Below are 24,909 nucleotides of genomic sequence, written 5' to 3'. Positions count from 1 at the left end.
GCGGCGCGGCTACGCGAGCCCCAGCGCGAAGACCGCGAACCCCGCCGCGAGCACGCCCGCGAGGGCGCGGCGGGCCGGGCCGGTGCGCGCCCACGGCGACTCGAAGCCGCGCGCGTACCGGCCGATCAGCACCAGCAGTCCGGCGAAGACCGGCATCCAGGCCAGCCGGGCCAGGATCCAGCCGGCCGAGTCCGGCGCCCCGACGAGACCGGGCACCTCGCCCAGGTACGAGGCGGGGACCGCCGCCGCGAGCATCGCGGTCTGGTGCCAGCACAGGATCGTCATCGCCGACAGGTTGATCACGACCACCGGCGCCCACAGCGCGGGCCGCCGCAGCCACCGGCCGAGCCGGTCCCGCAGCAGGATCGCGGCACCGCTCTGGAGCGCGGCGAGCGCCAGGACGAGCAGCGACGGCGGGTGCGAGTTGGTGCGGGCCTCGCCGGGCACGCCGACCATCGACGCCGGATAGCCGAAGGCGAGCAGCAGCGCGGCGAAGAGCGCCGCCCCGCCGATCAGCAGCCCCCAGGCGTGCCGGCGGCGCACCCGTCCCTCGCCCCAGGCGGTGCCGAGCTGGTACGCGAAGAGCCATCCCGGCAGGATGTTCAGCAGGCTCAGCCAGGACGGCACGGCGTCGGCGTACGGGCCGTACCGCAGGAAGTCCACGACGGCGACCGAGCCGAGCAGCGGGGCCGCCGTCCACACCCCGAACCGGCGCGCGGCCCGCACGCACAGCGGCGTCAGCGCCGTCACCACCGTGTACACCCCGACGAACCACAGGGGCTGGATCACCAGCGTGGACGCCGTCCGCAGGGTGCCCACCGGCACCCCGAACCCGTGGTGGAGCAGCGGCAGCAGCGCCGCCCACACCGCGGTCACCCCGAGCACCGGCCGGCCGAGCCGGGCGAGCCGCCCGCCGAGCCAGGCGCGGACGGTGCCGGTCCGGCGGCGGAAGGAGAGGGCGGAGGCGTAGCCGCCGACCAGGAAGAAGATCCCCAGCATCTGGAGGATCCAGCTCGCCGGGGCGAGCGCGCCGAAGGCCGCGAGCGGCGAGGCGTTGTGGATCGCGCCGTCGGCGGAGAGCGTGAACCCGCCGAGCAGCCAGTGTCCGGTGGGCACGGCGAGCAGCGCGAGCGCCCGCAGCCCGTCCACGGCCCGGTCGCGGTGGGCCGGAGTACCGGCCTCGATCTTCCGGACGAGGGCCGTCACGGGGGCCAGGGCCTTCCGGGGGGCGCTCGCCCGCACGGGAGCGGGGGCCGCCACGGAGGCGGGTGCCTGCACGGGAGCGGGCGTCTTCATCGGACGTCCCCCTCGGCGATCGCGGCGAAGGCGCGCAGCGAGGAGGTGCCGGGCGCGAAGTAGCCGTCGTGGCCGTCCGCGTCGCCCGCGGGCACGGCCCGCGCCCCGAACTCCGGTGCCGTGGGATCGGTGCCGTGTCCGTACCCGCCCACCGACACGTACGGCACCCGGTCGATCCAGTCCGTCGGGTCCTTCGCCGCCCACACCCGGGCCGTGGTCCGCAGCGCCGCCGCGTTCTCCGCCCGCATGCCGGGGGAGCCGAACACCACCAGGTCCTTCGCCTTCAGGCCGGGCGCGGCGAGCCCGCAGACCACGGAGCCGTAGCTGTGGCAGAACAGGGACGGCTCCGGGCGCACCCCGGCGGCCCGCAGGCCTTCCGCGAAGCGGGTGAGGCGCTCGGCGCCCGCCTCCGCCAGGTCGCCGGCGGCGGCGTCGAGTCCGACGCCGAGCGGGGTGGTGTAGCCGGCCCAGGCGACGACAGCGGTCCGCCCGCCGGTGGCCGCGCGCAGGGCGGTGGCCTTCCGGGTGAGGGAGTCCATCCGCCCGGCGTCGACGTCCGAGCCCGGCACCAGCACCGCCACCCGCTCGGCCGTCGCCAGGTCCCCGTAGACCAGGACCGTCTGACCCCGGCCCCGGGAGTCGTGCGCCAGGACCCGGGCACCGGGATGACGTCCCGAGTCGACGCGGGAGTTGGCCTCGTAGCGCAGCTCCAGCGGCGCCCCGTCCAGGTTCCCGACCACCGTCGGGTGCGTCCGGACGAGCCGCTGCCGCTCCTCGGGGCCGAGTCCGGCGAAGAAGCGGGCGATCCCGGCCGGGTCCGTCCGCTCCGGATCCGGAAGCCTGGCCGCCCGCCACTCGGCGGTCCCCGGCGGCGGCCCGGTGACCGGCTCCTGCGCGGTCCCGGACGCCCAGCCCGCCGTCCCCGCCACGACCGCCGTCACCATGACGGCGGTCACCAGGCTCCTCGTGATCCGGCCCATGCCCGTCCTCCCTCTCTCGTCGTCGGCGAGAGGAAGGTAGGAAGACGGTGGGTGACGGCACGTCACACCGGGGAGCCAACTCCCGTGCCATACCCGGGTAGGGGGTGGACGAGGAGACCGCCCCCGGCGCGGGGTGGGGCTAGCCCCCGGGGGTCACCAGGCCCGACTCGTAGGCGAAGACCACCGCTTGCGCGCGATCCCGCAGGTCGAGCTTGGCGAGCACCCGCCCGATGTGGGTCTTCACGGTCTGCTCGGCGAGCACGAGCCGCTCCGCGATCTCCTGGTTGGAGAGCCCCCGGGCGATCAGTTCGAGTACCTCGGTCTCACGTGGCGTCAGACCGTTGAGCCGCAGCGCCGTCACGTCCTTGCGGGCGGCGGGGCGGGTCGCGGCGAAGTCGGCGATGAGCCGCCGGGTCACGGACGGCGCGAGCAGCGCGTCGCCCGCCGCGACCACCCGCACGGCGGCGATGAGGTCGGCCGGCGGCGCGTCCTTGAGCAGGAAGCCGGACGCCCCGGCGCGCAGCGCCTCGTACACGTAGTCGTCGACGTCGAAGGTGGTCAGCATCAGCACCTTGGGCCGGTGCACCACCCCGGCCGGAGGGTGCAGGATCTCCCGGGCCGCGGCCAGCCCGTCCAGCTCCGGCATCCGTACGTCCATCAGCACCACGTCGGGGTGGACGGCCCGCGCCACCTCGACGCCCTGCCGCCCGTCCGGTGCCTCCCCGACCACGTCGATGTCGGCCTGGGCGGCGAGGAGCGCGGCGAACCCCGCCCGCACCATGGCCTGGTCGTCCACGATGATCACCCGAATGGTCACACGACACCCTTGCTTGTGAGACGTCCCCCTGCGCGACCGACTCTAGTTCGCGTCCGGGCCGGGACCGGGTTCCAGCCCCGGGCGCGGCCCCGGAGCCGGATCCGAGGACGGACCAGGTTCCGCCCCCGGGGCCGTCCCCGGTTACGTCCCCGGTTCCGCGTCCGGTTCCGTGTCCGGTTCCGTGTCCGCGCCCGCCGGTCCGAGGGGCAGGCGGGCCGCGACGCGGAAGCCGCCGTCCGGGAGGGGGCCGGTGTCGAGGGTGCCGCCGGTCAGCCGGACGCGCTCGCGCATGCCGACGAGGCCGTGTCCGGTGCCCGCGCCCTCCAGGGGCGAGACCGGCTCCGCGGCGGGCCCGTTGACCACCAGGACCGTCAGCAGGCCGGAGCCGTCCTCCCGCACCGACACCCGGGTCGGCGCGCCCGGCGCGTGCCGCACCACGTTGGCGAGGGCCTCCTGCACGATCCGGTACGCGGAGAGGCCCACCGCCTGCGGCACCTCGGTCCGCCCGTCCGCGAGCTCGGCCGCCAGCGACAGCTCGGCCGGCAGTCCGGCCCGCACGGTCGCCTCCACCAGCTGCTGGAGCCGGTCGAGCCCGGGCTGCGGGGCCCGCTCGCCCTCGCTCCCGTCGCTGCGGAGCACCGCGAGCAGCCGCCGCATCTCCGCCAGCGACTCCCGCGCGCTGCCCGCGATCGACGCGAACTCCTCGCGGGCCGCCTCCGGGAGCTCCGGGATCCGGTACGGCGCGGAGTCCGCCTGCACGGTGATCACCGACATGTGGTGCGCGACGACGTCGTGCAGCTCGCGGGCGATCCTGGCCCGCTCCTCCAGGAGCGTGCGCCGGGCCCGTTCGGCCTCGCTGATGGTCTCCTGCTCGGCGAGCCTGCGCTGGGCCTCGCCGCGGGCCCGGAACGAGGAGGCCAGGAGCAGCAGCACGCCGCTCAGCACGAACAGCAGCGTGGTGACGCCGGACTGGCCGTACGGCCGTACGAGCTCCAGGAGGTAGCCGGCCGCGCCGGTCGCCAGCCACACCCCGACGAGGGTGCGGCGCGGCTCGCGCAGCCCGAGCGCGAGCATCAGCGCGCAGTAGCCCACGACCGCCGGCGGCGTCCACGGCCACACCTGGGCGTGCGGCCCGTCGAAGGCCGTCAGGAGCAGCGCCCCGGCGATGTCGGCGGGGAAGACGACCCACCAGGCCTGGAGCGGCCGGGTGGTGGCGAGCAGCAGCGGCGCGGTCTGGGCGGTGGCGAGCGCCCCGGCGAGGGCGCCGGGCACGCCGTAGTCGGTGATGAGCAGGTTGACGGTGACCGGGAGCAGGGAGGCGACGAGGGCGACACCGAACGCGTACGGCAGCAGCCGCGCCCACCGGGACGACGCGCCGCCGAAGGGCGACGCGCCCGGCGCGGCGGGGGTGGCGAAGGTGGCCTCCAGCGCCTGGAGGGCCGGCCGGGACCAGGTCTGGAGCCGCACCGCGAGCCGGCCGGCGCCCGGTCGCTTCTCGAACGCTTTCATTCGGGTCAGCCTAGGTTCGCGGCCCGGCCCCGTCGTCGTACCAGGGGGGTCGATCCCGGGTCAGACCCTGGTATGACCCCTTGGGTCGTCCTGGGCCGTCCTGTGCCGTCCTGGGCCGTCGGGGCGTCCCGGGGCGTCCCCCGGGCCGTCGGGGCGTCCCGGGCCGTCTCCGGGCGCCGCCAGGGTGTCCTGGGGACGCCTCGGGGCGGCCCTACAGCTCGGCGAGCAGCTCCGTCTTCTTCGCCGAGAATTCCGCGTCCGTCACCAGGCCCGCCCGATGCAGTTCGCCGAGGTGGCGAATCCTTTCAGCAATGGCGCCGGGGTCCCCGTGCGCCGCGCTGCGCGCCCCCGCGGGGACGGGAGCGCGGTCCTTGGCGCGGATCGCCGCGAGGACCGCGGCCGCGAACGGCAGGGAGTCGTGCACGGGACCGTAGCCGAGCCCGAAGACCACCGACGCCGGATCGTGGTCCGGCCGCTCCGGCCGGGGCGCGCCGCCCCGCGGGAGCAGCCGCAGGAACCCGCCGGGGGAGTCCGGGGTGCGCCACTCGACCCCGCTCAGCTCCCGTACCGGGAAGACCTGGTCCCCCGTCTTCCACTTCTCCGAGGTGGCCATCGTCGACGACCAGCGGAAGGAGACCTCGGACGTGCCGTCGAACGTCGCCTTCCCGTCGTACGCCTTGAAGGAGATCGGCCCCTGCGGCGCCGCGACCAGGAAGCCCGAGTCGAAGCGGTCCACCGGGTCCAGCGGGTCCGGCCGCCCCTCGGGGATCACCGCCGCCAGCTCGTCCCGCAGCTTGGCGGCGAGCTCCTCGCGGTCGGCGGGCAGCGCGAGCCGGTACGGGTCGCAGGTCTCCTTCAGCTGCCCCGCGGCCGCCTCCATCAGCGGATCGGCGCCAGGCCGCGGCACGGCGTGCAGCACGACGGTGCCCCGCCTGCCCGGCGCGAGCGTCGCCGCGGACAGCGCCTCGTACGGCACGCGTCGCTCGCGCAGCGCCTGGAACAGCCTCGGCGTACGGATCCCCCGTTCGAAGCGGATGACGAGGGCGTCGCTCTCGAACTCCCAGGTGGCATGAATTCCGGCCAGCACATCACCCATACGCCTCATCGTAAGCGGCGCGTGGCCGTGCGTCGCCCCTCGGAACTATGGGGAAATTACGTGATCTACGCGCGTCAGATCCCGGCGCCGCCGGAGATTCCCCCGTGGCAAGCGCTGTCGGCACGTGCGCAGACGACCCTGCCGAAGGCTCCCGCGCCGATCGCCGCGAAGTTGCCGAGGCTCTCCGTCCCCGGCTCGAAATAGCCGCTGTGACCGGCCGCCCCGGCCGCCGAGACCAGCCGGGCCCCGAACTCCGGCGCCACCGGGTCCGCCCCGTGCCCGACCCCGCCGACCTCCAGGTGGGGGACGTCGGCGATCCAGTCCTGGGCGTCCCGCATCGCCCATATCCGCGCCTTCGTGCCCAGCTCGGCGGCGGTCTCCACCCGCATCCCGGGGCTGCCGGCCACGGCCAGGTCCGTCACCCGCTCCGGCAGCCGGGGTGCGGCGATCCCGCAGAGCACGGAGCCGTAGCTGTGGCAGAAGAGCGCCACCCGCGCCGTCCCCGGCAGTCCCTCGGTGAGCCGGACGAGCCGGTCGGCGCCGGTGGCGGCGAGCCGCCCGGTCGCCGCGTCCACGCCGACGCGGGCGGGCGCGGTGTAGTCGGCCCAGGCGATGACCGCCACCCTGGCCCCGGGGGCGGTGCGCCGCTCGGCCTCGTACAGGGCGCGGGCCATGCCGACGGGGGCGGTGTACCGGCCGTTGGTCTTCTGGAAGGTGAGGAGGTGGGTGTCGACGCCGGGCACGACGACCGACACCCGCCGCGCCCGCTCCAGGTCGCCCAGGACCTCGGCGGCCCGGCCCGTACCGGTGGGGTCGAAGGCGAGGATCCGGCGGCCGGGGGTGAGGAGGGACCGGAGGCGGTCCACCCGCCGGCGGGCCTCGTGCCGCCCCTCGGCGGAGAGCCGGGGGTCGTCGACGCGGGGCCGTTCGGCCGCGAGCGCGCGGGTGAGGCCGATGCGGTTGGCGCGGTAGCGCAGGGCCGGCGGGGCCCCGTCGAGATTGCCGACGACGAACGGATGCCGCTCGGCCAGGCCCTCGGCGCGGGCGGGGCCGAGGGCGGCGAACCAGGCGGCCACCGTGCGCGGCGGGGCGGTCGCCGGATCCGGCGGCGGGGTGTCCGCGATCCGCTCCCGCGCCCAGGCGGCCAGCGCGGCCTCCATGGACGGCCCGGCCACGGGCCGGTGCCGGACGGTGGTCCACCCGGTGGTGGCCAGCATCACGAGGACGACGCCCAGCGCGAGGAGCGTGCGCAGGACGGTGAGGGACGGCGGGACGTCGGCGGAGGTCACGGGCGCACACCCTAGACGGCCGAGATGACGGACCTGCCCGGGGGAGCCCCCCGCGCGACCCGGCCCGGGGGGCGCCGGTCCCGTGCGCCCGACCTCGCGTCGACGTCGTGCCGACCTTGAGCCGATGTCGTGCGGACCTTGAGCCGACCTCGTGTCGACCTCGCGCTGACCTCGCGCCGATGTCGCGTCGATGTCGTGTCGATGTCGTGTCGACCTTGGATCCGGGTCGTGTCCTGCTCGCGTCAGCCTTGCGGTCCGGGCTCGCGTCAGCCTTGCGGTCCGGCTCGCGTCAGCCTTGCGGTCCGGGCTCCCGCCAGTGCAGGGACAGGGCGGGGCCGAGGTGGTCGAGGTACCGCTCGGTGAGGGCGCGGATGGCCTCCAGGGAGCGGTCCGTCCCCTTGCCCCACATCTGTCCGGTGACGCGCATCACGCCGCAGAAGGCGGCCACGGCGATCCGGGGCCGCGGGTCGGCGTCCACGTCGAGCCCCTCGCGGCGGGCGACGAGCCGGGCGACGGTCTCCTCCATCTCGCTGGAGCGGCGCAGGTGGGCGGCGAGCAGCGCCGGCGTCGACTCGATCATGAGGAAGTTGCGCAGGTACAGCTCGACGGGGACGACCTCGTGGATCGCGTCGCCCACCCCGTCCCAGGAGGCCAGCACGGCGTTGCGCATCGCGTCGAAGGGCCCCTCCGCGGGCGGGCGCGCGGCCAGCGCCCGGACGAACTCCTCCTCGACGATCCGCTGGAGGGCGAAGGCGACCTCCTCCTTGGAGGCGAAGTAGCGGAAGAAGGTGCGCTGGGAGACCTCCACCGCCTCGACGATCTCGTCGACGGTGGTCCGCTCGTACCCCTGGGTGGTGAAGAGCTCCAGGGCGACCCTGATGAGCGCGTCGCGGGTGCGCTGTTTCTTCCGCTCACGCAGGCCGGGCGCGGACACGGTCAACTGACTCTCTTTTCGGTCGATTACGGGAGCTTCTCCCAGTTCAGCGTACCTGTGAGCTACGTGACAGTTACCGACGCGTGAATCGCTTTGTCAATTGTCAGTGGCTGTCACTAGCCTTCGTTTCTATGACTAGTCAGACCACAGTGGAAAAGACCCCGCAGGGTCAGGGGGGCGTCCGGGAACCCGTACCGGTCCCGGCGAAGGGCCTGCGCGGCCACCCCTGGCTGACTCTGTTCGCCGTCGCGGCGGGCGTGATGATGGTCGCGCTCGACGGCACGATCGTCGCCATCGCCAACCCGGCCATCCAGGCCGATCTCGGCGCCTCCCTGGACCAGCTCCAGTGGATCACCAACGGCTATCTGCTCGCGCTGGCCGTCGCCCTGATCACCGCCGGCAAGCTCGGCGACCGCTTCGGCCACCGCCAGACCTTCCTCATCGGCATCGCCGGCTTCGCCGCCGCGTCGGGCGCCATCGGCCTCTCCGATTCGATCGCCGCCGTCATCGGCTTCCGCGTGCTCCAGGGCCTCTTCGGCGCCCTGCTGATGCCGGCCGCGCTCGGCCTGCTCCGCGCGACCTTCCCCGCCGAGAAGCTGAACATGGCGATCGGCATCTGGGGCATGGTCATCGGCGCCTCCACCGCGGGCGGCCCGATCCTCGGCGGCTTCCTCGTCGAGCACGTCAGCTGGCAGTCCGTCTTCTTCATCAACGTGCCGGTCGGCATCCTCGCCCTCGCCCTCGGCCTGCTGATCCTCAAGGACCACCGCGCCGAGAACGCGCCGCGCTCCTTCGACGTCCTCGGCATCGCGCTGCTCTCCGGCGCGATGGGCCTGCTCGTCTGGAGCCTCATCAAGGCCGGCGCGGACTGGGGCTGGTCCAGCGGCAACACCTGGGGCTGCCTGATCGGCTCGATCGTCCTCTTCGCCGTCTTCGCGGTCTGGGAGACGAAGGTCGAGGAGCCGCTCATCCCGCTCGGCATGTTCCGCTCCGTGCCGCTCTCGGCCGGTGTGGTGCTGATGGTCCTGATGGCCTTCGCCTTCATGGGCGGCCTCTTCTTCGTGACCTTCTACCTCCAGGGCGTGAAGGGCCTCGGCCCGATCGACGCCGGTCTGCGGCTGCTGCCGCTGACCGCGATGATGATCGTCTCCTCGCCGCTGGCCGGCGCGCTCATCACCAAGTTCGGGCCGCGGGTGCCGCTGGTCGGCGGCATGGTCTGCACGGCCGCCGCGATGTTCGGCATGATCTCGCTCTCGGCCGGTACGAGCACGCTGACGATGTCCCTCTGGTTCGCCCTCCTCGGCCTGGGCCTCGCCCCGGTCATGGTCGGCGCCACCGAGGTCATCGTCGGCAACGCGCCGCTGGAGCTCTCCGGCGTCGCCGGCGGTCTCCAGCAGGCCGCCATGCAGGTCGGCGGCGCGCTCGGCACCGCGGTGCTCGGCGCGGTCATGTCCTCCAAGGTCGCCGGCTCCTTCGCGGAGAACTGGAAGGAGGCCGGCATCCCGGTCCCGGTCGACCCGCGCCTGGAGGAGGCCGCCGAGTTCGGCATGGCCCCGGAGGCGATGGCGAAGGCGCCCGGCATGACCCCGGACCTCTTCGCCAAGATCAGCGACGTCATCCACGACACCTTCCTCCAGGGCATGGGCCTCGCCTTCACCGTCGCCGGTGTCGTCGCGGTGGTCGCGGCCCTGGTCGCCACCCTCACCAAGCGCGGCGAGAACGCGCAGGCGGGCATGGGCGGCGGGCACATCTGACCCGCGGGGGCCGCCCGGAAGGGCGGCGGAGACCCTGAGGTTCCCTAAGGGGCCGTCACCCGTTCGAAGGAACGGGGGCGGCCCCTCTTCCGTCCGGCGGGTCACCTCCTCCATGCTCGTGATTACAGAGAGTGACGACATGGGGGATGATCTGTATGAACGCGAAGACGATGGCCGTACTCACGGGGCTGGCGGCCCTGCTCCTGGCCACCCTCCCGGCCGCGGCCGCCCCGGCGGTTCCGGAAGCTCCGACGGCCCGAGCCGCACCGGCCGGCGGGGGCGGGACCGCGCTGGGGGCCTGCGGGCCCGGGCGGCTCTGCCTCTGGCCCAGGCCCGACTTCAAGGGCCGGCCGTGGACGTACGAGCTGGCGACGACGGACCTCGACAGCTGTGTCGCCCTCCCGGCGGGTGCCTCGGCCCAGTCCCTGGCCGTCCGCACCGGCCGGCCGGTCACGGCCTACCAGTCGGCGGAGTGCGCGGAGACCGGCGAGTTCGAGACCTATCCGGGCCGCGGCACCTGGGTCCCGCAGACGCCCTACGAGGTCAGAGCCTTCAAGCTCTGGGAGCGCTAGGACCACCCGGCGCCGGCACCCCGTCCGGTACGCCCTCCGGCACCCCGTCCGGTACGCCCTCCGGCACCCTGTCCGATACGCCCTCCGGCCCCGCGCCCGGCTGCCGTGGCAGCGGGTCCGAGAGGCGGGCGACCTCGGCGCGGAGCTCGCGGACCTCCCGGGTCAGGGCCTCCAGGAGCTCCGTCTGGCGGCGCTCCACCGCGTCGTCCCGCTCGAAGCGGGCGATGAACCAGGCCGCGATGTTCGCGGTCACCACACCCAGCAGCGCGATGCCCGAGAGCATCAGCCCGACCGCGAGGACCCGCCCGAGACCGGTCGTCGGCGCGTGGTCGCCGTAGCCGACCGTCGTCATCGTGGTGAAGGACCACCACACGGCGTCGCCGAGGGTCTTGATGTTGCCCTCCGGCGCGTCCCGCTCGACGTGCAGCACCGCCAGCGAGCCGAACATCATCAGCCCGACCACCGCGCCCGCCACATAGGTGGTGAGCGTGACCTGCGGGGCCATCCGGGCCCGCCGGCCGACGAGGAGGAGCGTGGAGACCAGCCGCAGCAGCCGCAGCGGCTGCACCAGCGGCAGCAGCACCGCCAGGAGGTCGAGGGGGTGGGAGCGGACGAACGCCCAGCGCGACGGCGCGAGCGCCAGCCGGACGGCGTAGTCCACCGCGAAGGTGCCCCACACCGCCCACTCCACCCGGGAGCACAGCCGGTGCACCCACGGATCGGCGTCCGGCGCGACGATCGGCACGGCGTAGGCGATGCCGAAGGCCACCGCCAGGACCAGCAGCGGGGTCTGCGTGCGCTCTTCCCAGCGGACGTTCGCGGGGCGCTCCTTCTTCACGGACATGCGGGGCATCGTAAGGAATGCCGGGGAAGGCGAAGGGCGGCGGGACCCGCCGGTCCCACCGCCCTCACCAGGTGCTACGCCCCGCCGGTGCCCGTCAGGCGTCGCCGCCCGCGGGGCCCGGGTCGGCGGCGGACACGTCCAGGAGCTGGTAGCGGTCCACCGCCTGCTTCAGGACCGCGCGGTCCACCTTGCCGTCGCGGGCCAGCTCGGTCAGCACCGCGAGCACGACCGACTGGGCGTCGATGTGGAAGTAGCGGCGGGCGGCGCCCCGGGTGTCCGCGAAACCGAAACCGTCCGCACCCAGGGAGGTGTACGCGCCGGGGATCCAGCGGGCGATCTGGTCCGGCACCGAACGCATCCAGTCCGAGACCGCCACGAAGGGGCCCTCGGCGGCCTGGAGCTTGCGGGTGACGTACGGCACGCGCTGCTCCTCGTCCGGGTGGAGCAGGTTGTGCTCCTCGACCGCCACCGCCTCGCGGCGCAGCTCGTTCCAGGAGGTCGCGGACCAGACGTCGGCCTTGACGTTCCACTCCTCGGCGAGGATCCGCTGCGCCTCGATCGCCCACGGGACGGCGACGCCGGAGGCCATGATCTGCGCCGGGACGGCGCCGGCCTCGGCCCGCTTGAAGAGGTGGATGCCCTGGAGGATGCCCTCCACGTCCACGTCCGCCGGCTCGGCCGGGTGCTGGATCGGCTCGTTGTAGACCGTCAGGTAGTAGAAGACGTCCTCCGCCTGGGGGCCGTACATCCGGCGCAGACCGTCCTTGACGATGTGCGCGATCTCGAAACCGAACGCCGGGTCGTAGGCGATGCAGGCCGGGTTCGTCGAAGCGAGGAGGTGCGAGTGACCGTCGGCGTGCTGGAGGCCCTCGCCGGTCAGCGTGGTGCGGCCGGCCGTGGCGCCGAGGACGAAGCCGCGGGCGAGCTGGTCGGCCATCTGCCAGAACTGGTCGCCGGTCCGCTGGAAACCGAACATCGAGTAGAAGACGTAGACCGGGATCAGCGGCTCGCCGTGGGTGGCGTAGGCCGAGCCGGCGGCGATCAGCGAGGCCGTGCAGCCGGCCTCGGAGATGCCGTCGTGCAGCATCTGGCCGGTCGGGGACTCCTTGTAGGCGAGGAGGAGTTCGCGGTCCACCGCCTCGTACTGCTGCCCCAGCGGGTTGTAGATCTTGGCGCTCGGGAAGAAGGAGTCCATGCCGAAGGTGCGGTACTCGTCCGGCGCGATCAGCACGAAGCGCTTGCCGATCTCCTTGTCCCGCATCAGGTCCTTCAGCAGCCGGACGAAGGCCATGGTGGTGGCGATCGACTGCTGGCCCGAGCCCTTGCGGACCGCCGCGTAGGTCGTGTCGTCCGGCAGCGCCAGCGGCCTCGACCGCACGACCCGGGTCGGCACGTAGCCGCCGAGCGCGTTGCGGCGGTCGTGCATGTACTGGATCTCCTCGGAGTCCCGGCCCGGGTGGTAGTACGGCGGCAGGCCGGACTCCAGCTCCTTGTCGGTCACCGGGATGTGCAGCCGGTCGCGGAAGCGCTTGAGGTCGTCGACCGTCAGCTTCTTCATCTGGTGGGTGGCGTTGCGGCCCTCGAAGTTGGGGCCGAGGGTCCAGCCCTTGACGGTCTGGGCCAGGATCACCGTCGGCTGGCCCTTGTGGGCCTTGGCCGCCGCGTAGGCCGCGTAGATCTTCTTGTGGTCGTGGCCGCCGCGCCCCAGGTGGAGGATCTGCTGGTCCGACATGGACTCGACCATGGCCCGCAGCCGGTGGTCGTCGCCGAAGAAGTGGTCGCGGATGTACGCGCCGGTCTCCGTCGCGTAGGTCTGGAACTGCCCGTCCGGCGTGGTGTTCAGCCGGTTCACCAGGATGCCGTCGCGGTCCTGGGCGAGCAGCGGGTCCCAGGAGCGGTCCCAGATCAGTTTGATGACGTTCCAGCCGTTGCCCCGGAAGATCGACTCCAGCTCCTGGATGATCTTGCCGTTGCCGCGGACCGGGCCGTCGAGCCGCTGGAGGTTGCAGTTGACGACGAAGGTGAGGTTGTCGAGGCCCTCACGGGCCGCGATGGAGAGCTGGCCGAGCGACTCGACCTCGTCCATCTCGCCGTCGCCGAGGAAGGCCCACACGTGCGACTGGGTGGTGTCGGCGATCCCGCGCGCCTCCATGTACCGGTTCATCCGGGCCTGGTAGATCGCGCCGAGCGGGCCGAGGCCCATCGACACCGTGGGGAACTCCCAGAAGTCCGGCATCAGTCGCGGGTGCGGATACGACGAGAGCCCGTTCGGGTACTTCGACTTCTCCTGGCGGAAGCCGTCGAGCTGGGTCGCGGTCAGCCGGTCCAGGAGGAAGGCGCGGGCGTAGATGCCGGGGGAGGCGTGGCCCTGGAAGAAGATCTGGTCGCCGCCGTCGCCCTCGTCCTTGCCCCGGAAGAAGTGGTTGAAGCCCACGTCGTAGAGGGAGGCGGAGGAGGCGAAGGTGGCGATGTGGCCGCCGACGCCGATCCCCGGGCGCTGGGCGCGCGAGACCATCACGGCCGCGTTCCACCGGGTGGCGTTGAGGACCTTGCGCTCGATCTCCTCGTTGCCGGGGAAGAAGGGCTCGTCCCTGGTGGCGATGGTGTTGACGTAGTCCGTGCTCCGCATCTCGGGCACGGCCACCCGCTTCTCGCGGGCGCGCTCGATCAGCCGGAGCATCAGGTAGCGGGCCCGCTCGCGGCCCCGCTCGTCGACGGCCGCGTCGAGGGAGTCGAGCCACTCCTGGGTCTCTTCCGGGTCGAAGTCCGGGACCTGGCTGGGAAGGCCGCCAATGATGATCGGGTTGCGGTCGGATCCGGGAGCCACGCTGTTCCTTCGCTGGTCGGGGGGAGCCCCATGAGGGAGGGGAGCCCCGTTGAGGCCGGGATGTCCGGGGCCGGGGACGTCCATCGTGTACCCGGCTCGCGGCACGCGTCATCTTTACCGAGAGGTAGCCCTCCCCGCGCCCTCCGTGCGCGAGCGGTGTGGTCAAATCGCAACCTTACGCCCAATCCGCGCATGCGTTCCGGCAATGCGTTCGGCAGACTGAAACCGCAGAAACCCGCGAAGCGGGACGAATCGTGTACACCTGATCACGGAGAGCTGTCGAAATTCGCCGGAAGTTGCGGCGAGACAGCCCCAAACGTCACCGTTTCGGCGGTCTCCACGGCCGGGTACTTGCGCGATCCGCCCCGTCACGTGTGGACTACGGCCAGCGCCGCGCGCACGCGCGGCCCGAGCATTTTCCGTTACATGATCAGGAGGCAAGCCGTGAGCGCGACCGCGGACCACGCGGAGGAGCGGACCAACCCGGCGGCGAGGCTGGGGTTCGAGCCCGGACAGGTGGTCCAGGAGATCGGCTACGACGAAGACGTCGACCAGGATCTCCGTGAAGGCATCGAGTCCACCATCGGCCAGGAGCTCGTGGACGAGGACTACGACGACGTCGCCGACGCCGTCGTCCTCTGGTTCCGCGACGAGGACGGTGATCTCACCGACGCCCTGGTGGACAGCATCGGTCTGCTGGAGGACGGCGGCAACATCTGGTTGCTGACGCCGAAGACCGGCCGTGACGGCTACATCGAGCCGTCCGACATCAACGATGCCGCGCAGACCGCTGGTCTCTCCCAGACCAAGAGCATCAGCGTCGCCAAGGACTGGACGGGCACCCGCCTGGCCGCTCCCAAGCGCTGATCCCCCTGCTGCGCGAAGCCCCCGCCGTCACCACGGCGGGGGCTTTCCCGCACCCGCACCCGCCCCGCCCGGGGGCCGCCGGCCAGGCCGTAGGGTGGGGTTCACCGGTTCGGCCCAGAGGCCGGGCCCCGTCGAAGGGATGCGTACGCGATGGCGATCGAGGTCGGCACCAAGGCCCCCGATTTCGAGCTCAAGGACAACCACGGCCGCACCGTGAGGCTCTCCGACTTCCACGGTGAGAAGAACGTCGTCCTGCTCTTCTACCCCTTCGCCTTCACCGGCGTCTGCACGGGCGAGCTGTGCGAGCTCCGCGACAACCTGCCGACGTTCGTCAACGACGACACCCAGCTGCTCGCCGTCTCCAACGACTCCATCCACACCCTGCGCGTCTTCGCCGAGCAGGAGGGCCTGGAGTACCCGCTGCTCTCCGACTTCTGGAAGCACGGCGAGGCCTCCCGCGCCTACGGCGTCTTCGACGAGGACAAGGGCTGTGCCGTCCGGGGCACCTTCATCATCGACAAGGAGGGCGTCGTCCGCTGGACGGTCGTCAACGCCCTGCCGGACGCGCGCGACCTCGACGCGTACGTGAAGGCGCTCGAAACTCTCTGAGCGCGCCCCGGAATCGGCGGCGCGAACCGACATCCCCCGATTCCCCGGGCGAATCGCCTGTTTCGACTGGGAACCCGTCACTAGGATCCAGTCGTTGATCCGATGCCAACGCACGACCGGGGGCGCTGCCCCTGGAAACCAATGATGGAGGGACTCGTGGGAGTCAGCCTCAGCAAGGGCGGCAACGTCTCGCTGACCAAGGAGGCCCCTGGCCTCACCGCCGTGACCGTCGGTCTGGGCTGGGACGTCCGCACCACCACCGGTACGGACTTCGACCTCGACGCCAGCGCCATCCTGGTGAGCGAGGCCGGCAAGGTGCGCAACGACCAGGACTTCGTCTTCTTCAACAACCTCAAGAGCGCCGACGGTTCCGTCGAGCACACCGGTGACAACCTCACCGGTGAGGGCGAGGGCGACGACGAGCAGGTCAAGGTCAACCTGGCCGGCGTGCCGGCCGACGTGGCCAAGATCGTCTTCCCGGTGTCCATCTACGACGCCGAGAACCGCCAGCAGTCCTTCGGCCAGGTGCGCAACGCGTTCATCCGCGTCGTGAACCAGGCCGGCGGCGCCGAGATCGCGCGGTACGACCTCTCCGAGGACGCCTCGACCGAGACCGCCATGGTCTTCGGCGAGCTGTACCGCCACGGCGCGGAGTGGAAGTTCCGCGCGGTCGGCCAGGGTTACGCCTCCGGCCTGCGCGGCATCGCGCAGGACTTCGGCGTCAACGTCTGAGCCGAGCCCGCTCGCACACGTCCGGCGCCGCACCTCGTGCGGCGCCGGACGTGCCTCATGGCAGCAGCATCCACCGGGGAGGAACCGAACACCATGGGCGTCACGCTCGCCAAGGGAGGCAACGTCTCCCTCTCCAAGGCCGCACCCAACCTCACCAAGGTCCTCGTGGGCCTCGGCTGGGACGCGCGGTCCACCACCGGAGCCCCCTTCGACCTCGACGCCAGTGCCCTGATGTGCCAGGCGGGCCGGGTGCTCGGTGACGACTACTTCGTCTTCTACAACCAGCTGCGCAGCCCCGAGGGTTCGGTCGAGCACACCGGTGACAACCTCACCGGAGAGGGCGACGGCGACGACGAGTCCCTGGTCATCGACCTCACCCGCGTCCCGCTCCAGTGCGACAAGATCGTCTTCCCGGTCTCCATCCATGACGCGGACAACCGCGGCCAGACTTTCGGCCAGGTCAGCAACGCCTTCATCCGCGTGGTGAACCAGGCGGACGGCCAGGAGCTGGCCCGCTACGACCTCTCCGAGGACGCCTCCACCGAGACCGCGATGATCTTCGGCGAGCTCTACCGCTACAACGGCGAGTGGAAGTTCCGCGCGGTCGGCCAGGGGTACGCGTCCGGGCTGCGGGGCATCGCTCTAGACTTCGGGGTCAACGTTTCGTAAAGCCGCGTTATCACACAATGGGGTAGGCAGTGGTTCTGAAAACCTTCGGCTGGTCGTTCGCGATCACCGCGCTCGGCCTGGTCGCCGCGGTTCTCTACGGGGGGTGGGAGGCGTTCGGGGTCGTTGCGATCCTGTGCATCCTCGAGATCTCGCTCTCCTTCGACAACGCGGTCGTCAACGCCGGCATCCTGAAGAAGATGAATGCCTTCTGGCAGAAGATCTTCCTCACCATCGGCATTCTGATCGCCGTCTTCGGAATGCGACTGGTCTTCCCCGTCGTGATCGTCGCGATCAGCGCCAAGATCGGCCCGATCGACGCCGTCGACCTGGCGTTCAACAACCCGGACAAGTACGAGGAACTCGTCACCGACGCGCACCCGTCGATCGCCGCCTTCGGTGGCATGTTCCTGCTGATGATCTTCCTCGACTTCATCTTCGAGGACCGTGACATCCAGTGGCTGCGCTGGATCGAGCGCCCGCTGGCCAAGCTCGGCAAGGTCGACATGCTGTCGGTCTGCATCGCGCTGATCGTCCTGCTCGTCACCTCGATGACCTTCGCGACCCACGCCCACCAGCACGGCGGCATGCACGTCGACAAGGCGCAGACGGTCCTGATCTCCGGCATCGCCGGCCTCATCACGTACCTCGTCGTCGGCGGTCTCTCCGGCTTCTTCGAGAACAAGCTGGAGGAGGAGGAGGAGCGCGAGCACGAGGCCGAGGAAGAGGCCAAGCGCAGCGGCAAGAAGGTCTCCGCGGTCCAGCTGGCCGGCAAGGCCGCCTTCTTCATGTTCCTCTACCTGGAGGTCCTCGACGCCTCCTTCTCCTTCGACGGTGTCATCGGCGCGTTCGCCATCACCAACGACATCGTCCTGATGGCGCTCGGCCTCGGCGTCGGCGCCATGTACGTCCGGTCCCTGACGGTCTATCTGGTCAAGCAGGGCACCCTGGACGACTACGTCTACCTGGAGCACGGCGCCCACTACGCCATCGGCGCCCTCGCCGTCCTGCTCCTCATCACCATCCAGTACGAGATCAACGAGGTCATCACCGGCCTCATCGGCGTCGTCCTGATCGCCTGGTCCTTCTGGTCCTCCGTCCGCCGCAACCGCGCGCTGGCGGCCGAGGAGGGCGGCTCCGGCTCCTCCGGCGACAAGGCCGAGGTGAGCTCCGGGGTGTGACACCCTGCTCCCCGGTGTGCGCCCCGCCACGGGGTGTGACACCGGGGACAATGAGGAACGCTTCCCTGCGGGGCGGCCGGCACGTCCGGCCGCCCCGCAGGCGTGTGGCGGACGGACAAGGCGACCGATCGTGGGGGGTGGGGGCCGATGGCCTTCTGGGACAGTCTGATGCCGGGGCGGGCGACGCCCTTCGACACGGGGATGGGCGCGTCCCACACCATCGACCTGACCAGGCGCCGCCCGCAGGTCTCACTGGCCCGCCAGGGCGGCGCCACCGGCAACCTCCGGGTCAACCTCTCCTGGCGGATGCGCACCTCCGACATCGAGGGCCGCTCCCGGCAGAGCGGCCGGCTGCTGCGCAACCCGGCCCAGTTCTTCAGGCCCGAGGTCGTCCAGGCCCACACCCAGGGCATGGTCAACGTCGACCTCGACCTCGGCTGCCTCTACGAGCTCAAGGACGGCAGCAAGGGCGTCGTACAGCCGCTCGGCGGCTTCTTCGGCGACCTCAACGCCGCCCCGTACGTGAAGCTCAGCGGAGACGACCGCTTCGGCGCCCCCTCGGGCGAGACGATCTTCGTCAACCTCGACCACAAGGACGAGATCAAGCGGCTGCTCTTCTTCGCGTACATCTACGACCAGACGCCGGCCTTCGACCGCACGCACGCCAAGATCACGCTCTATCCGAGCAACGGCCCGCGCATCGAGATCGACCTCGACGAGCGCGCCCCGCAGGCCCGCTCCTGCGCCGTCTTCTCGGTGGACAACAGCAAGGACGAACTGCTCGTCCGGCGCGAGGTGCGGTTCGTCTACGGCTTCCAGGCCGAGCTGGACCGGCTCTACGGCTGGGGACTCCAGTGGGGCCGCGGCTACAAGTCCAAGACCTGACGGCGGCCCCCCGGCTCCCGGGTCAGGAGCGCTGGAACTGCGGCCCCATCGGCGGCATGCGGAACTCCGCGACCGGCTCGTGACCGCCGCCCTGCCCGCCCTGCCCGGCGTGCACCGGCTGCGGGTAGCCGTACGCGGGCCCGGGACCCGGCACCGACGGCTGCGGGTAGCCGTAGGCGGGCTCCCGCTCGGGCCTCGGCGGCACGGGAGGGACCGGCGGCAGCGGCGGCGACTGCGGTACGGGGGTGTGGACGACGGTCGCGTCGAGGTCCGGGTCCACGGCGGAGCCCGTACCCGCTGCCGTACCCGTGCCCGTACCGGCACCACCGGCGGCGGAGGCGTCGACGAGCGCCGTCTCGGCGAGCGGGCTCTCGGCGGAGGCGTCGTCCCCGGAGGTCCCGTCGGCCGCTCCGGCGGCGGCATCGGCGGCCTCGGGGGCCTCGTCGACCGAGATGCCGAAGTCCGTCGCCAGGCCCACCAGACCGGTCGGATAGCCCTGCCCGACGGCCCGGAACTTCCACCCGTCGCCGCGGCGGTACAGCTCGCCGCAGATGACCGCGGTCTCCTCACCGGTCTCCGCCGTCACGTCGAAGCGCGCCAGCGGCTCGTGGTCGGGCGCGGCCGTGGCGTCGTACAGGAAGATCCGCAGGTCCGTGACCGAGCGGAACGTGCCGCCGTCCGAGGAGGCGGCGAGCACCACCCGGTCGACGGCGGCGTCGAGCGCCCCGAGGTCGGCCTCGACCGTGTCCGTCAGACCGTCGGCCACCCGCTTCTTCGGCAGCCGCCGCACCAGGCCCGAGGGGTGGCGCGGCTGGTTGTAGAAGACGAAGTCCTCGTCGGAGCGGACTCGCCCGTCGGGACCGAGGACCAGGGCCGAGGCGTCCACGTCGGGGACCCCGGGGCCCGGGGTCCAGCGGAGCACGGCCCGTACGGCCGCGGTGTCGAGAGGGACGTTGGAGCCCTTCAGCATCGCGTGCGTCATGACGGTCATCCTGCCCTCCTGCCCGACCGCGGGACAACGCGGGGGCGCGACGAGCCTCCCGGCGGCCGGCCGGAGCCGCGGAACCGGGGTCGTACACCTGACGGAATCCGGTGTAGGAGAGCGAGCCGACGGGGACGGGTTACCTGGATTTCATGCGCGCTGGGAACTATGGACACCCGCACCTACGTACTATTACCGGCCACGCGTCATCCGGCCAAAGAAACCAGACGGGGGACTTATATGCGTCATTTCGGGCACATCCCGTCCACCGTACGGAGCGGGCTGTTCCACCGCGAGCCGGTCGAGTTCACCGCCGACTCGCCCGCCGCCACACTCGCGGTCGCCCTCGGCGCCACCCTCTACAGCCCCGCCACCCGGCCCCGGCTCGCCGACGCGATCCGCAAGCAGGCCGCCCGGGGCGTCGTGTCGATGGTGCTCTGCCTGGAGGACTCGATCGGCGACGGAGACGTCGAGGCGGGCGAGGCCAACCTGGTCCACGAGTTCCGCCGCCTCGCCGCGGAGGCCGACGGGCGGCCCTCCGGAGGCCGCCCTGGCGACGCCGCCGCGGACGGTCCCGGCGCAGGCTCCGCGGACGGTCCCGGCACAGGCCCCGCGGACGGTCCCGGCACAGGCCCCGGCGAGGGGCCGGGCGTGCCCCTCCTCTTCATCCGCGTCCGCGACCCCCGCCAGATCACCGACCTCACCACCCGCCTCGGCGACACCGTGCGCCTGCTGTCCGGATTCGTCCTGCCCAAGTTCACCGAGGCCCGCGGCGCGGCCTTCCTCGAAGCGCTCACCCGGGCCGAGCGCATCGCGGGCCGCCGCCTCTACGCCATGCCCGTCCTGGAGTCCCCCGAGCTGCTCCACCTGGAGACCCGGGCCGAGACCCTGGCCGGCATCGCCGCCATCACCGACAAGTACCGGGACCGCGTCCTCGCCCTCCGTCTCGGCGTCACCGACTTCTGCTCCGCCTACGGGCTCCGCCGCTCGCCCGACATGACCGCCTACGACGTCAAGGTCGTCGCCCACGTCATCGCCGACGTCGTCAACGTCCTCGGCCGCGCCGACGGCACCGGCTTCACCATCACCGGCCCCGTCTGGGAGTACTTCCGCCCCGGCGAGCGCATGTTCAAGCCCCAGCTGCGCCGCAGCCCCTTCCTGGAGGGCCGCGCCGAGGACCTGCGCACCGCCCTCATCGAGCACGACATGGACGGCCTGCTCCGCGAGATCGAGCTCGACCGCGCCAACGGCCTCCTCGGCAAGACCTGCATCCACCCCACCCACGTGGTGCCCGTCCACGCGCTGTCCGTGGTCAGCCACGAGGAGTGGAGCGACGCCCAGGACATCCTCCGCCCCGAGCGGGACGGCGGCGGAGTACTCCGCTCCGCCTACACGAACAAGATGAACGAAGTGAAGCCGCACCGGGCCTGGGCCGAGCGCACCCTGCTGCGCGCGGACGCCTTCGGCGTCGCCCGCGAGGACGTCGGCTTCGTGGAACTGCTCACCGCCGGCCTGGCCGGCTGACGAAAGGACTGCGGCGACGTGGTGTGGACCGGAACGTGGGTCGCGGAGCGGCTCGGCGTCGAACTGATCGGCGACGAGGAGCTGCCGGCCCTCTTGGGCCTCGCCCTGCGCCGCAACCCCAAGCGCGCCCACCTGCTCGTCTCCAGCGTGCTCGGCAAGCACGTGCCGCAGCACCCCTCCGTCGTGTACGGCTCCGGCCTCGGCCTCGGCCTGCGCGTCCGTGAGCTCCTCGGCGCGGAGGAGGCCGGGCGGGCCGTCGTCCTCGGGTACGCCGAGACCGCCACCGCCCTGGGCCACGCCGTCGCCGACGGCCTCGGCTCCGCCCCCTACCTCCACTCCACCCGCCGCCCCGTCCCCGGCGTCGCCACGGCGGGCGGCTTCGAGGAGTCCCACTCCCACGCCACCTCCCACCTGCTGCTCCCCGAGGACCCGGAGCTGCTGGCGGGCAAGGGCCCCCTCGTCCTCGTCGACGACGAGTTCTCCACCGGCAACACCGTCCTCAACACCATCCGCGGCCTCCACGAGCGCTACCCCCGCGACCGGTACGTCGTCGTCGCCCTCGTCGACATGCGCGCCCCCGCCGACCGCGACCGCCTCACCGCCTTCGCCGCCGAGCTGGGCGCCCGCGTGGACCTCCTCTCCCTCGCCGCCGGCACCGTCACCCTCCCGGACGGCGTCCTGGCACGGGGCCAGGAACTGGTGGCCCGGCACGAGACACCCCCCACCCCGTCCACCGCGCCGCCGGCGCCCTCCGAGCCCGCCGCGCCCACCCCGCTCGACGAGCCCGCGGCGACGCCGGCACCCGCTGGACCGGCGTCGCCCGCCGCGCTCCCCGCGCCCCCCGTCGTACGGATCCCTCTCGACTGGCCCGTCGAGGTCCCCGACGGGGGCCGGCACGGGTTCACGCCCGGGCACCGGGCGCGGCTGGAGGCGGCGCTGCCGGCCATGACGGAGGCCCTCGCCGAGGCGCTGGCCGTCGCCGCGCCGGACGGCGCCGAGCGCGGCCCCCGCGTCCTCGTCCTCGGCTTCGAGGAGCTGATGTACGCGCCGCTGCGGCTCGCCGGCGCCCTGGAGGACGCGGGCCTCGACGTCCGCTACTCCACCACCACCCGCTCGCCCGTCCTCGCCGTCGACGACCCCGGCTACGCCATCCGCACCCGGCTGGTCTTCCCCGCCCACGACGACCCCGCCGACGGTCCCGGCGACCGCTACGCCTACAACGTCGCGGGCGGCGGCTTCGACGCCGTCGTCGCGGTCGTCGACTCGACCGCCGACACCCCCGAACTGCACGCCCCCGACGGCCTGCTCGCCCAGCTCGCCGCGCACATACCGCGCGTCGCCCTGGCCGTCGTCCCGTCGTACACCCCGCGGCCGCAACGGCGGCCGCGACCGCAGGCGGCCATGGAACCGGTGGCCGCGACCCTCACCGAAGCTCCCGAAAGGAGCTCCATGCTGCCCGAGCCCCTCCGCGGCCCCGCCTTCTCCTCGTACGCCCCCGAGGAGGTCGGCTGGCTGCTCCAGGACCTCTCGGACGTCGAGCTGGAGGCGCCCACCGAGGAACGCGAGGAAGCCATCCAGCGCGGCGGCGCGCACTACGCCGAGTCGCTGCCCGTCGAGTACCAGCCGAGCGCCCGCTACCAGGAGCTCTTCCACAGCGCCCTGGAGTCCTCCGCCGCCCGCATCGCGCACGCGGTCGGCACCGTCACCGAGACCGTCCTCGCCGAGCGGCCCGGCCGCCCGGTCCTCGTCTCGCTCGCCCGCGCCGGCACCCCCGTCGGCGTCCTGATGCGCCGCTGGGCCCGGCACCGCCACGGCCTCGACCTGCCGCACTACGCCGTCTCGATCGTCCGCGGCCGCGGCATCGACGCCAACGCCCTGCGCTGGCTCGCCGCCCATCACGACCCGGCCGACGTCGTCTTCGTCGACGGCTGGACCGGCAAGGGCGCCATCACCCGCGAACTCGCCGCCGCCCTGCGGGAGTCGGAGGAGTTCGCCGGCTTCGACCCGGAGATCGCGGTCCTCGCCGACCCCGGCTCCTGCGTCCGCACCTACGGCACCCGCGAGGACTTCCTCATCCCGTCCGCGTGCCTCAACTCCACCGTCTCCGGCCTGATATCGCGTACGGTGCTCCGCTCCGACCTGGTCGGCGCGGACGACTTCCACGGCGCCAAGTTCTACCGCGACCTGACCGGCGCCGACGTCTCGAACACCTTCCTCGACGCCGTCGAGGCCCGCTTCGACGAGGTCGCCGACACCGTCGACACCGACGTGAAGGACCTCCTCGCCGCCGACCGCACCCCCACCTGGGAGGGCTGGGCGGCCGTCGAGCGGATCAGCGAGGAGTACGGCATCCACGACGTGAACCTCGTGAAGCCCGGCGTCGGCGAGACCACCCGCGTCCTGCTCCGCCGCGTCCCCTGGAAGATCCTCGCGAAGCGCGGCGCCGGCGCCGACCTCGCCCACGTCCGCCTCCTCGCGGAGCAGCGCGGCGTCCCCGTGGAGGAGGTCGACGGCCTCCCGTACACCTGCGTGGGCCTGATCCACCCCCAGTACACCAGGGGTGCGACAGGCGCCGACGGGAAGGCGGTGGTGACCCGATGAACACCCCCTCGACCACCACGCTGGTCGCCAGCGACCTCGACCGCACCCTCATCTACTCGACCGCGGCCCTCGCCCTCGGCATGCCGGACGCGCAGGCACCCCGGCTGCTGTGCGTCGAGGTCCACGAGTCCAAGCCGCTCTCGTACATGACGGAGGAGGCCGCCGACCTCCTCGCCCGGCTCACCGCCGAGACCGTCTTCGTGCCCACCACGACCCGGACGCGCAAGCAGTACCAGCGCATCCAACTCCCGGGCAGCGCACCGAAGTACGCGATCTGCGCCAACGGCGGGCACATCCTCGTCGACGGCGTCACCGACGCCGACTGGCACGCCTCCGTCCTCCGCAGGCTCGCCGACGAGTGCGCCCCGCTCTCCGAGATCCGCGCCTACCTGACCGCCACGACGGACCTCTCCTGGGTGCGCAAGCACCGGGTCGCCGAAGACCTCTTCGCGTACCTGGTCGTCGAGCGGGAGCGGCTCCCGGAGGACTGGCTGGACCGCTTCGGCGCCTGGGCCGGCGAGCGGGGCTGGACGGTCTCGCTCCAGGGCCGCAAGGTGTACGCGGTGCCGAAGCCGCTCACCAAGAGCGCAGCCGTCCGCGAGGTCGCCCGGCGCACCGGCGCCGCGCTCACCCTGGCGGCGGGCGACTCGCTCCTCGACGCGGATCTGCTGCTCGCCGCGGACCGGGCCTGGCGCCCGGGCCACGGCGAACTCGCCGACAGCGCCTGGACCGCCCCCCACCTCGACGTCCTCGCGGAGCGGGGCGTGGCGGCGGGCGAGGAGATCCTCCGCCGCTTCAGAGCGGCGGCACTGGCCTGAGTCCCTGAGGCCCTGAGGCCCTGAGGCCACGAGGCCCTGAGGCCACGAGGCCCTGAGGCCACGAGGCCCTGAGGCCACGAGGCCCTGAGGCCACGAGGCCCTGAGGCCACGAGGCCCTGAGGCCAC

The 24,909-nt window shown here is 72.7% G+C and carries 21 protein-coding genes; 11 read left to right on the top strand and 10 right to left on the bottom strand.

Translation table 11 applies throughout. The annotated features are described in order from the left end of the window. Positions 1-9 precede the first annotated feature (9 nt). The 7 genes from AB0E19_RS07930 to AB0E19_RS07900 form a co-directional block, all read right to left on the bottom strand. Positions 10-1,296 (bottom strand): acyltransferase, encoded by a 1,287-nt coding sequence (locus tag AB0E19_RS07930; RefSeq protein ID WP_362175026.1) that lies wholly within the window; start codon positions 1,294-1,296, stop codon positions 10-12. Continuing rightward, on the bottom strand, positions 1,293-2,276 hold the full coding sequence (locus AB0E19_RS07925; protein WP_362175023.1) for an alpha/beta hydrolase: 984 nt from the start codon (positions 2,274-2,276) through the stop codon (positions 1,293-1,295). Before AB0E19_RS07925 ends, AB0E19_RS07930 begins: the two co-directional genes overlap by 4 nt. Before the next feature lie 139 nt (positions 2,277-2,415). After that, a complete protein-coding gene (locus AB0E19_RS07920; RefSeq protein ID WP_360606454.1) occupies positions 2,416-3,093 on the bottom strand; it encodes a response regulator transcription factor in 678 nt (225 codons plus the stop codon). Positions 3,094-3,234: 141 nt separating this feature from the next. Then, on the bottom strand, positions 3,235-4,602 hold the full coding sequence (locus AB0E19_RS07915; RefSeq protein ID WP_362175019.1) for a sensor histidine kinase: 1,368 nt from the start codon (positions 4,600-4,602) through the stop codon (positions 3,235-3,237). 211 nt (positions 4,603-4,813) lie between these two features. Further along, the gene (locus AB0E19_RS07910) at positions 4,814-5,698 is read right to left on the bottom strand and encodes a DUF4429 domain-containing protein (protein WP_362175016.1); all 885 of its coding nucleotides are present in this window, start codon (positions 5,696-5,698) and stop codon (positions 4,814-4,816) included. A 74-nt stretch (positions 5,699-5,772) separates the two neighbouring features. After that, complete coding sequence (locus AB0E19_RS07905; RefSeq protein ID WP_362175013.1) at positions 5,773-6,987, bottom strand: alpha/beta hydrolase; 1,215 nt, start codon at positions 6,985-6,987, stop codon at positions 5,773-5,775. A gap of 289 nt (positions 6,988-7,276) precedes the next feature. Further along, positions 7,277-7,921 (bottom strand): TetR family transcriptional regulator, encoded by a 645-nt coding sequence (locus AB0E19_RS07900; RefSeq protein WP_362175736.1) that lies wholly within the window; start codon positions 7,919-7,921, stop codon positions 7,277-7,279. Positions 7,922-8,052: 131 nt separating this feature from the next. On the opposite strand from AB0E19_RS07900, the gene AB0E19_RS07895 reads away from it, so the two are divergent. Both AB0E19_RS07895 and AB0E19_RS07890 read left to right on the top strand, forming a co-directional pair. Further along, entirely contained in the window at positions 8,053-9,675 is a 1,623-nt protein-coding gene (locus AB0E19_RS07895) for an MFS transporter (protein WP_362175010.1), read from the top strand. Positions 9,676-9,830: 155 nt separating this feature from the next. Then, positions 9,831-10,247, top strand: a complete 417-nt coding sequence (locus AB0E19_RS07890) for a peptidase inhibitor family I36 protein (RefSeq protein ID WP_362175007.1) — start codon at positions 9,831-9,833, stop codon at positions 10,245-10,247. On the opposite strand, the gene AB0E19_RS07885 is transcribed toward AB0E19_RS07890, so the two are convergent. Beyond that, the gene (locus AB0E19_RS07885) at positions 10,228-11,091 is read right to left on the bottom strand and encodes a potassium channel family protein (protein WP_362175004.1); all 864 of its coding nucleotides are present in this window, start codon (positions 11,089-11,091) and stop codon (positions 10,228-10,230) included. The two genes, AB0E19_RS07890 and AB0E19_RS07885, sit on opposite strands and share 20 nt — an antisense overlap. A 94-nt stretch (positions 11,092-11,185) precedes the next feature. Then, positions 11,186-13,918 (bottom strand): pyruvate dehydrogenase (acetyl-transferring), homodimeric type, encoded by a 2,733-nt coding sequence (aceE, locus tag AB0E19_RS07880; protein WP_362175001.1) that lies wholly within the window; start codon positions 13,916-13,918, stop codon positions 11,186-11,188. A 444-nt stretch (positions 13,919-14,362) separates the two neighbouring features. Here aceE and AB0E19_RS07875 point away from each other — a divergent pair, with 444 nt between their 5' ends. The 6 genes from AB0E19_RS07875 to AB0E19_RS07850 all read left to right on the top strand — a co-directional run bounded on the left by AB0E19_RS07875 (position 14,363) and on the right by AB0E19_RS07850 (position 18,858). Continuing rightward, a complete protein-coding gene (locus AB0E19_RS07875; protein WP_360606470.1) occupies positions 14,363-14,785 on the top strand; it encodes a DUF3052 domain-containing protein in 423 nt (140 codons plus the stop codon). A gap of 150 nt (positions 14,786-14,935) precedes the next feature. Beyond that, positions 14,936-15,394: a peroxiredoxin gene (locus tag AB0E19_RS07870; protein WP_362174997.1), complete on the top strand. Its 459-nt coding sequence runs from the start codon at positions 14,936-14,938 to the stop codon at positions 15,392-15,394. Between the two features lie 156 nt (positions 15,395-15,550). Next, positions 15,551-16,126 (top strand): TerD family protein, encoded by a 576-nt coding sequence (locus AB0E19_RS07865; RefSeq protein ID WP_030495317.1) that lies wholly within the window; start codon positions 15,551-15,553, stop codon positions 16,124-16,126. A 93-nt stretch (positions 16,127-16,219) separates the two neighbouring features. Continuing rightward, on the top strand, positions 16,220-16,795 hold the full coding sequence (locus AB0E19_RS07860; RefSeq protein WP_360606568.1) for a TerD family protein: 576 nt from the start codon (positions 16,220-16,222) through the stop codon (positions 16,793-16,795). A gap of 29 nt (positions 16,796-16,824) precedes the next feature. Beyond that, positions 16,825-17,973, top strand: a complete 1,149-nt coding sequence (locus AB0E19_RS07855) for a DUF475 domain-containing protein (RefSeq protein ID WP_362174994.1) — start codon at positions 16,825-16,827, stop codon at positions 17,971-17,973. A gap of 147 nt (positions 17,974-18,120) precedes the next feature. Beyond that, a complete protein-coding gene (locus AB0E19_RS07850; protein WP_362174991.1) occupies positions 18,121-18,858 on the top strand; it encodes a Tellurium resistance in 738 nt (245 codons plus the stop codon). 22 nt (positions 18,859-18,880) lie between these two features. On the opposite strand, the gene AB0E19_RS07845 is transcribed toward AB0E19_RS07850, so the two are convergent. Beyond that, positions 18,881-19,849, bottom strand: a complete 969-nt coding sequence (locus tag AB0E19_RS07845; protein ID WP_362174987.1) for a TerD family protein — start codon at positions 19,847-19,849, stop codon at positions 18,881-18,883. A gap of 231 nt (positions 19,850-20,080) precedes the next feature. On the opposite strand from AB0E19_RS07845, the gene AB0E19_RS07840 reads away from it, so the two are divergent. The 3 genes from AB0E19_RS07840 to AB0E19_RS07830 are packed head-to-tail and all read left to right on the top strand — an operon-like array spanning position 20,081 to position 24,783. Further along, a complete protein-coding gene (locus AB0E19_RS07840) occupies positions 20,081-21,364 on the top strand; it encodes an HpcH/HpaI aldolase/citrate lyase family protein (protein ID WP_362174984.1) in 1,284 nt (427 codons plus the stop codon). An 18-nt stretch (positions 21,365-21,382) separates the two neighbouring features. Continuing rightward, positions 21,383-23,965 carry a phosphoribosyltransferase gene (locus AB0E19_RS07835; RefSeq protein ID WP_362174981.1) on the top strand — a complete coding sequence of 861 codons (2,583 nt, stop codon included), beginning with the start codon at positions 21,383-21,385 and terminating at the stop codon, positions 23,963-23,965. Continuing rightward, on the top strand, positions 23,962-24,783 hold the full coding sequence (locus tag AB0E19_RS07830; RefSeq protein ID WP_362174978.1) for an HAD family hydrolase: 822 nt from the start codon (positions 23,962-23,964) through the stop codon (positions 24,781-24,783). The genes AB0E19_RS07835 and AB0E19_RS07830 overlap by 4 nt, the downstream gene beginning before the upstream one ends. Positions 24,784-24,909 lie beyond the last annotated feature (126 nt).

This window comes from Streptomyces sp. NPDC047974, assembly GCF_040653375.1.
In the GTDB taxonomy this organism is placed as follows: Bacteria; Actinomycetota; Actinomycetes; order Streptomycetales; family Streptomycetaceae; genus Streptomyces.
The sequence above is the reverse complement of the archived record's forward strand: the minus strand, read 5'-3'. Positions and strand labels throughout refer to the sequence as shown.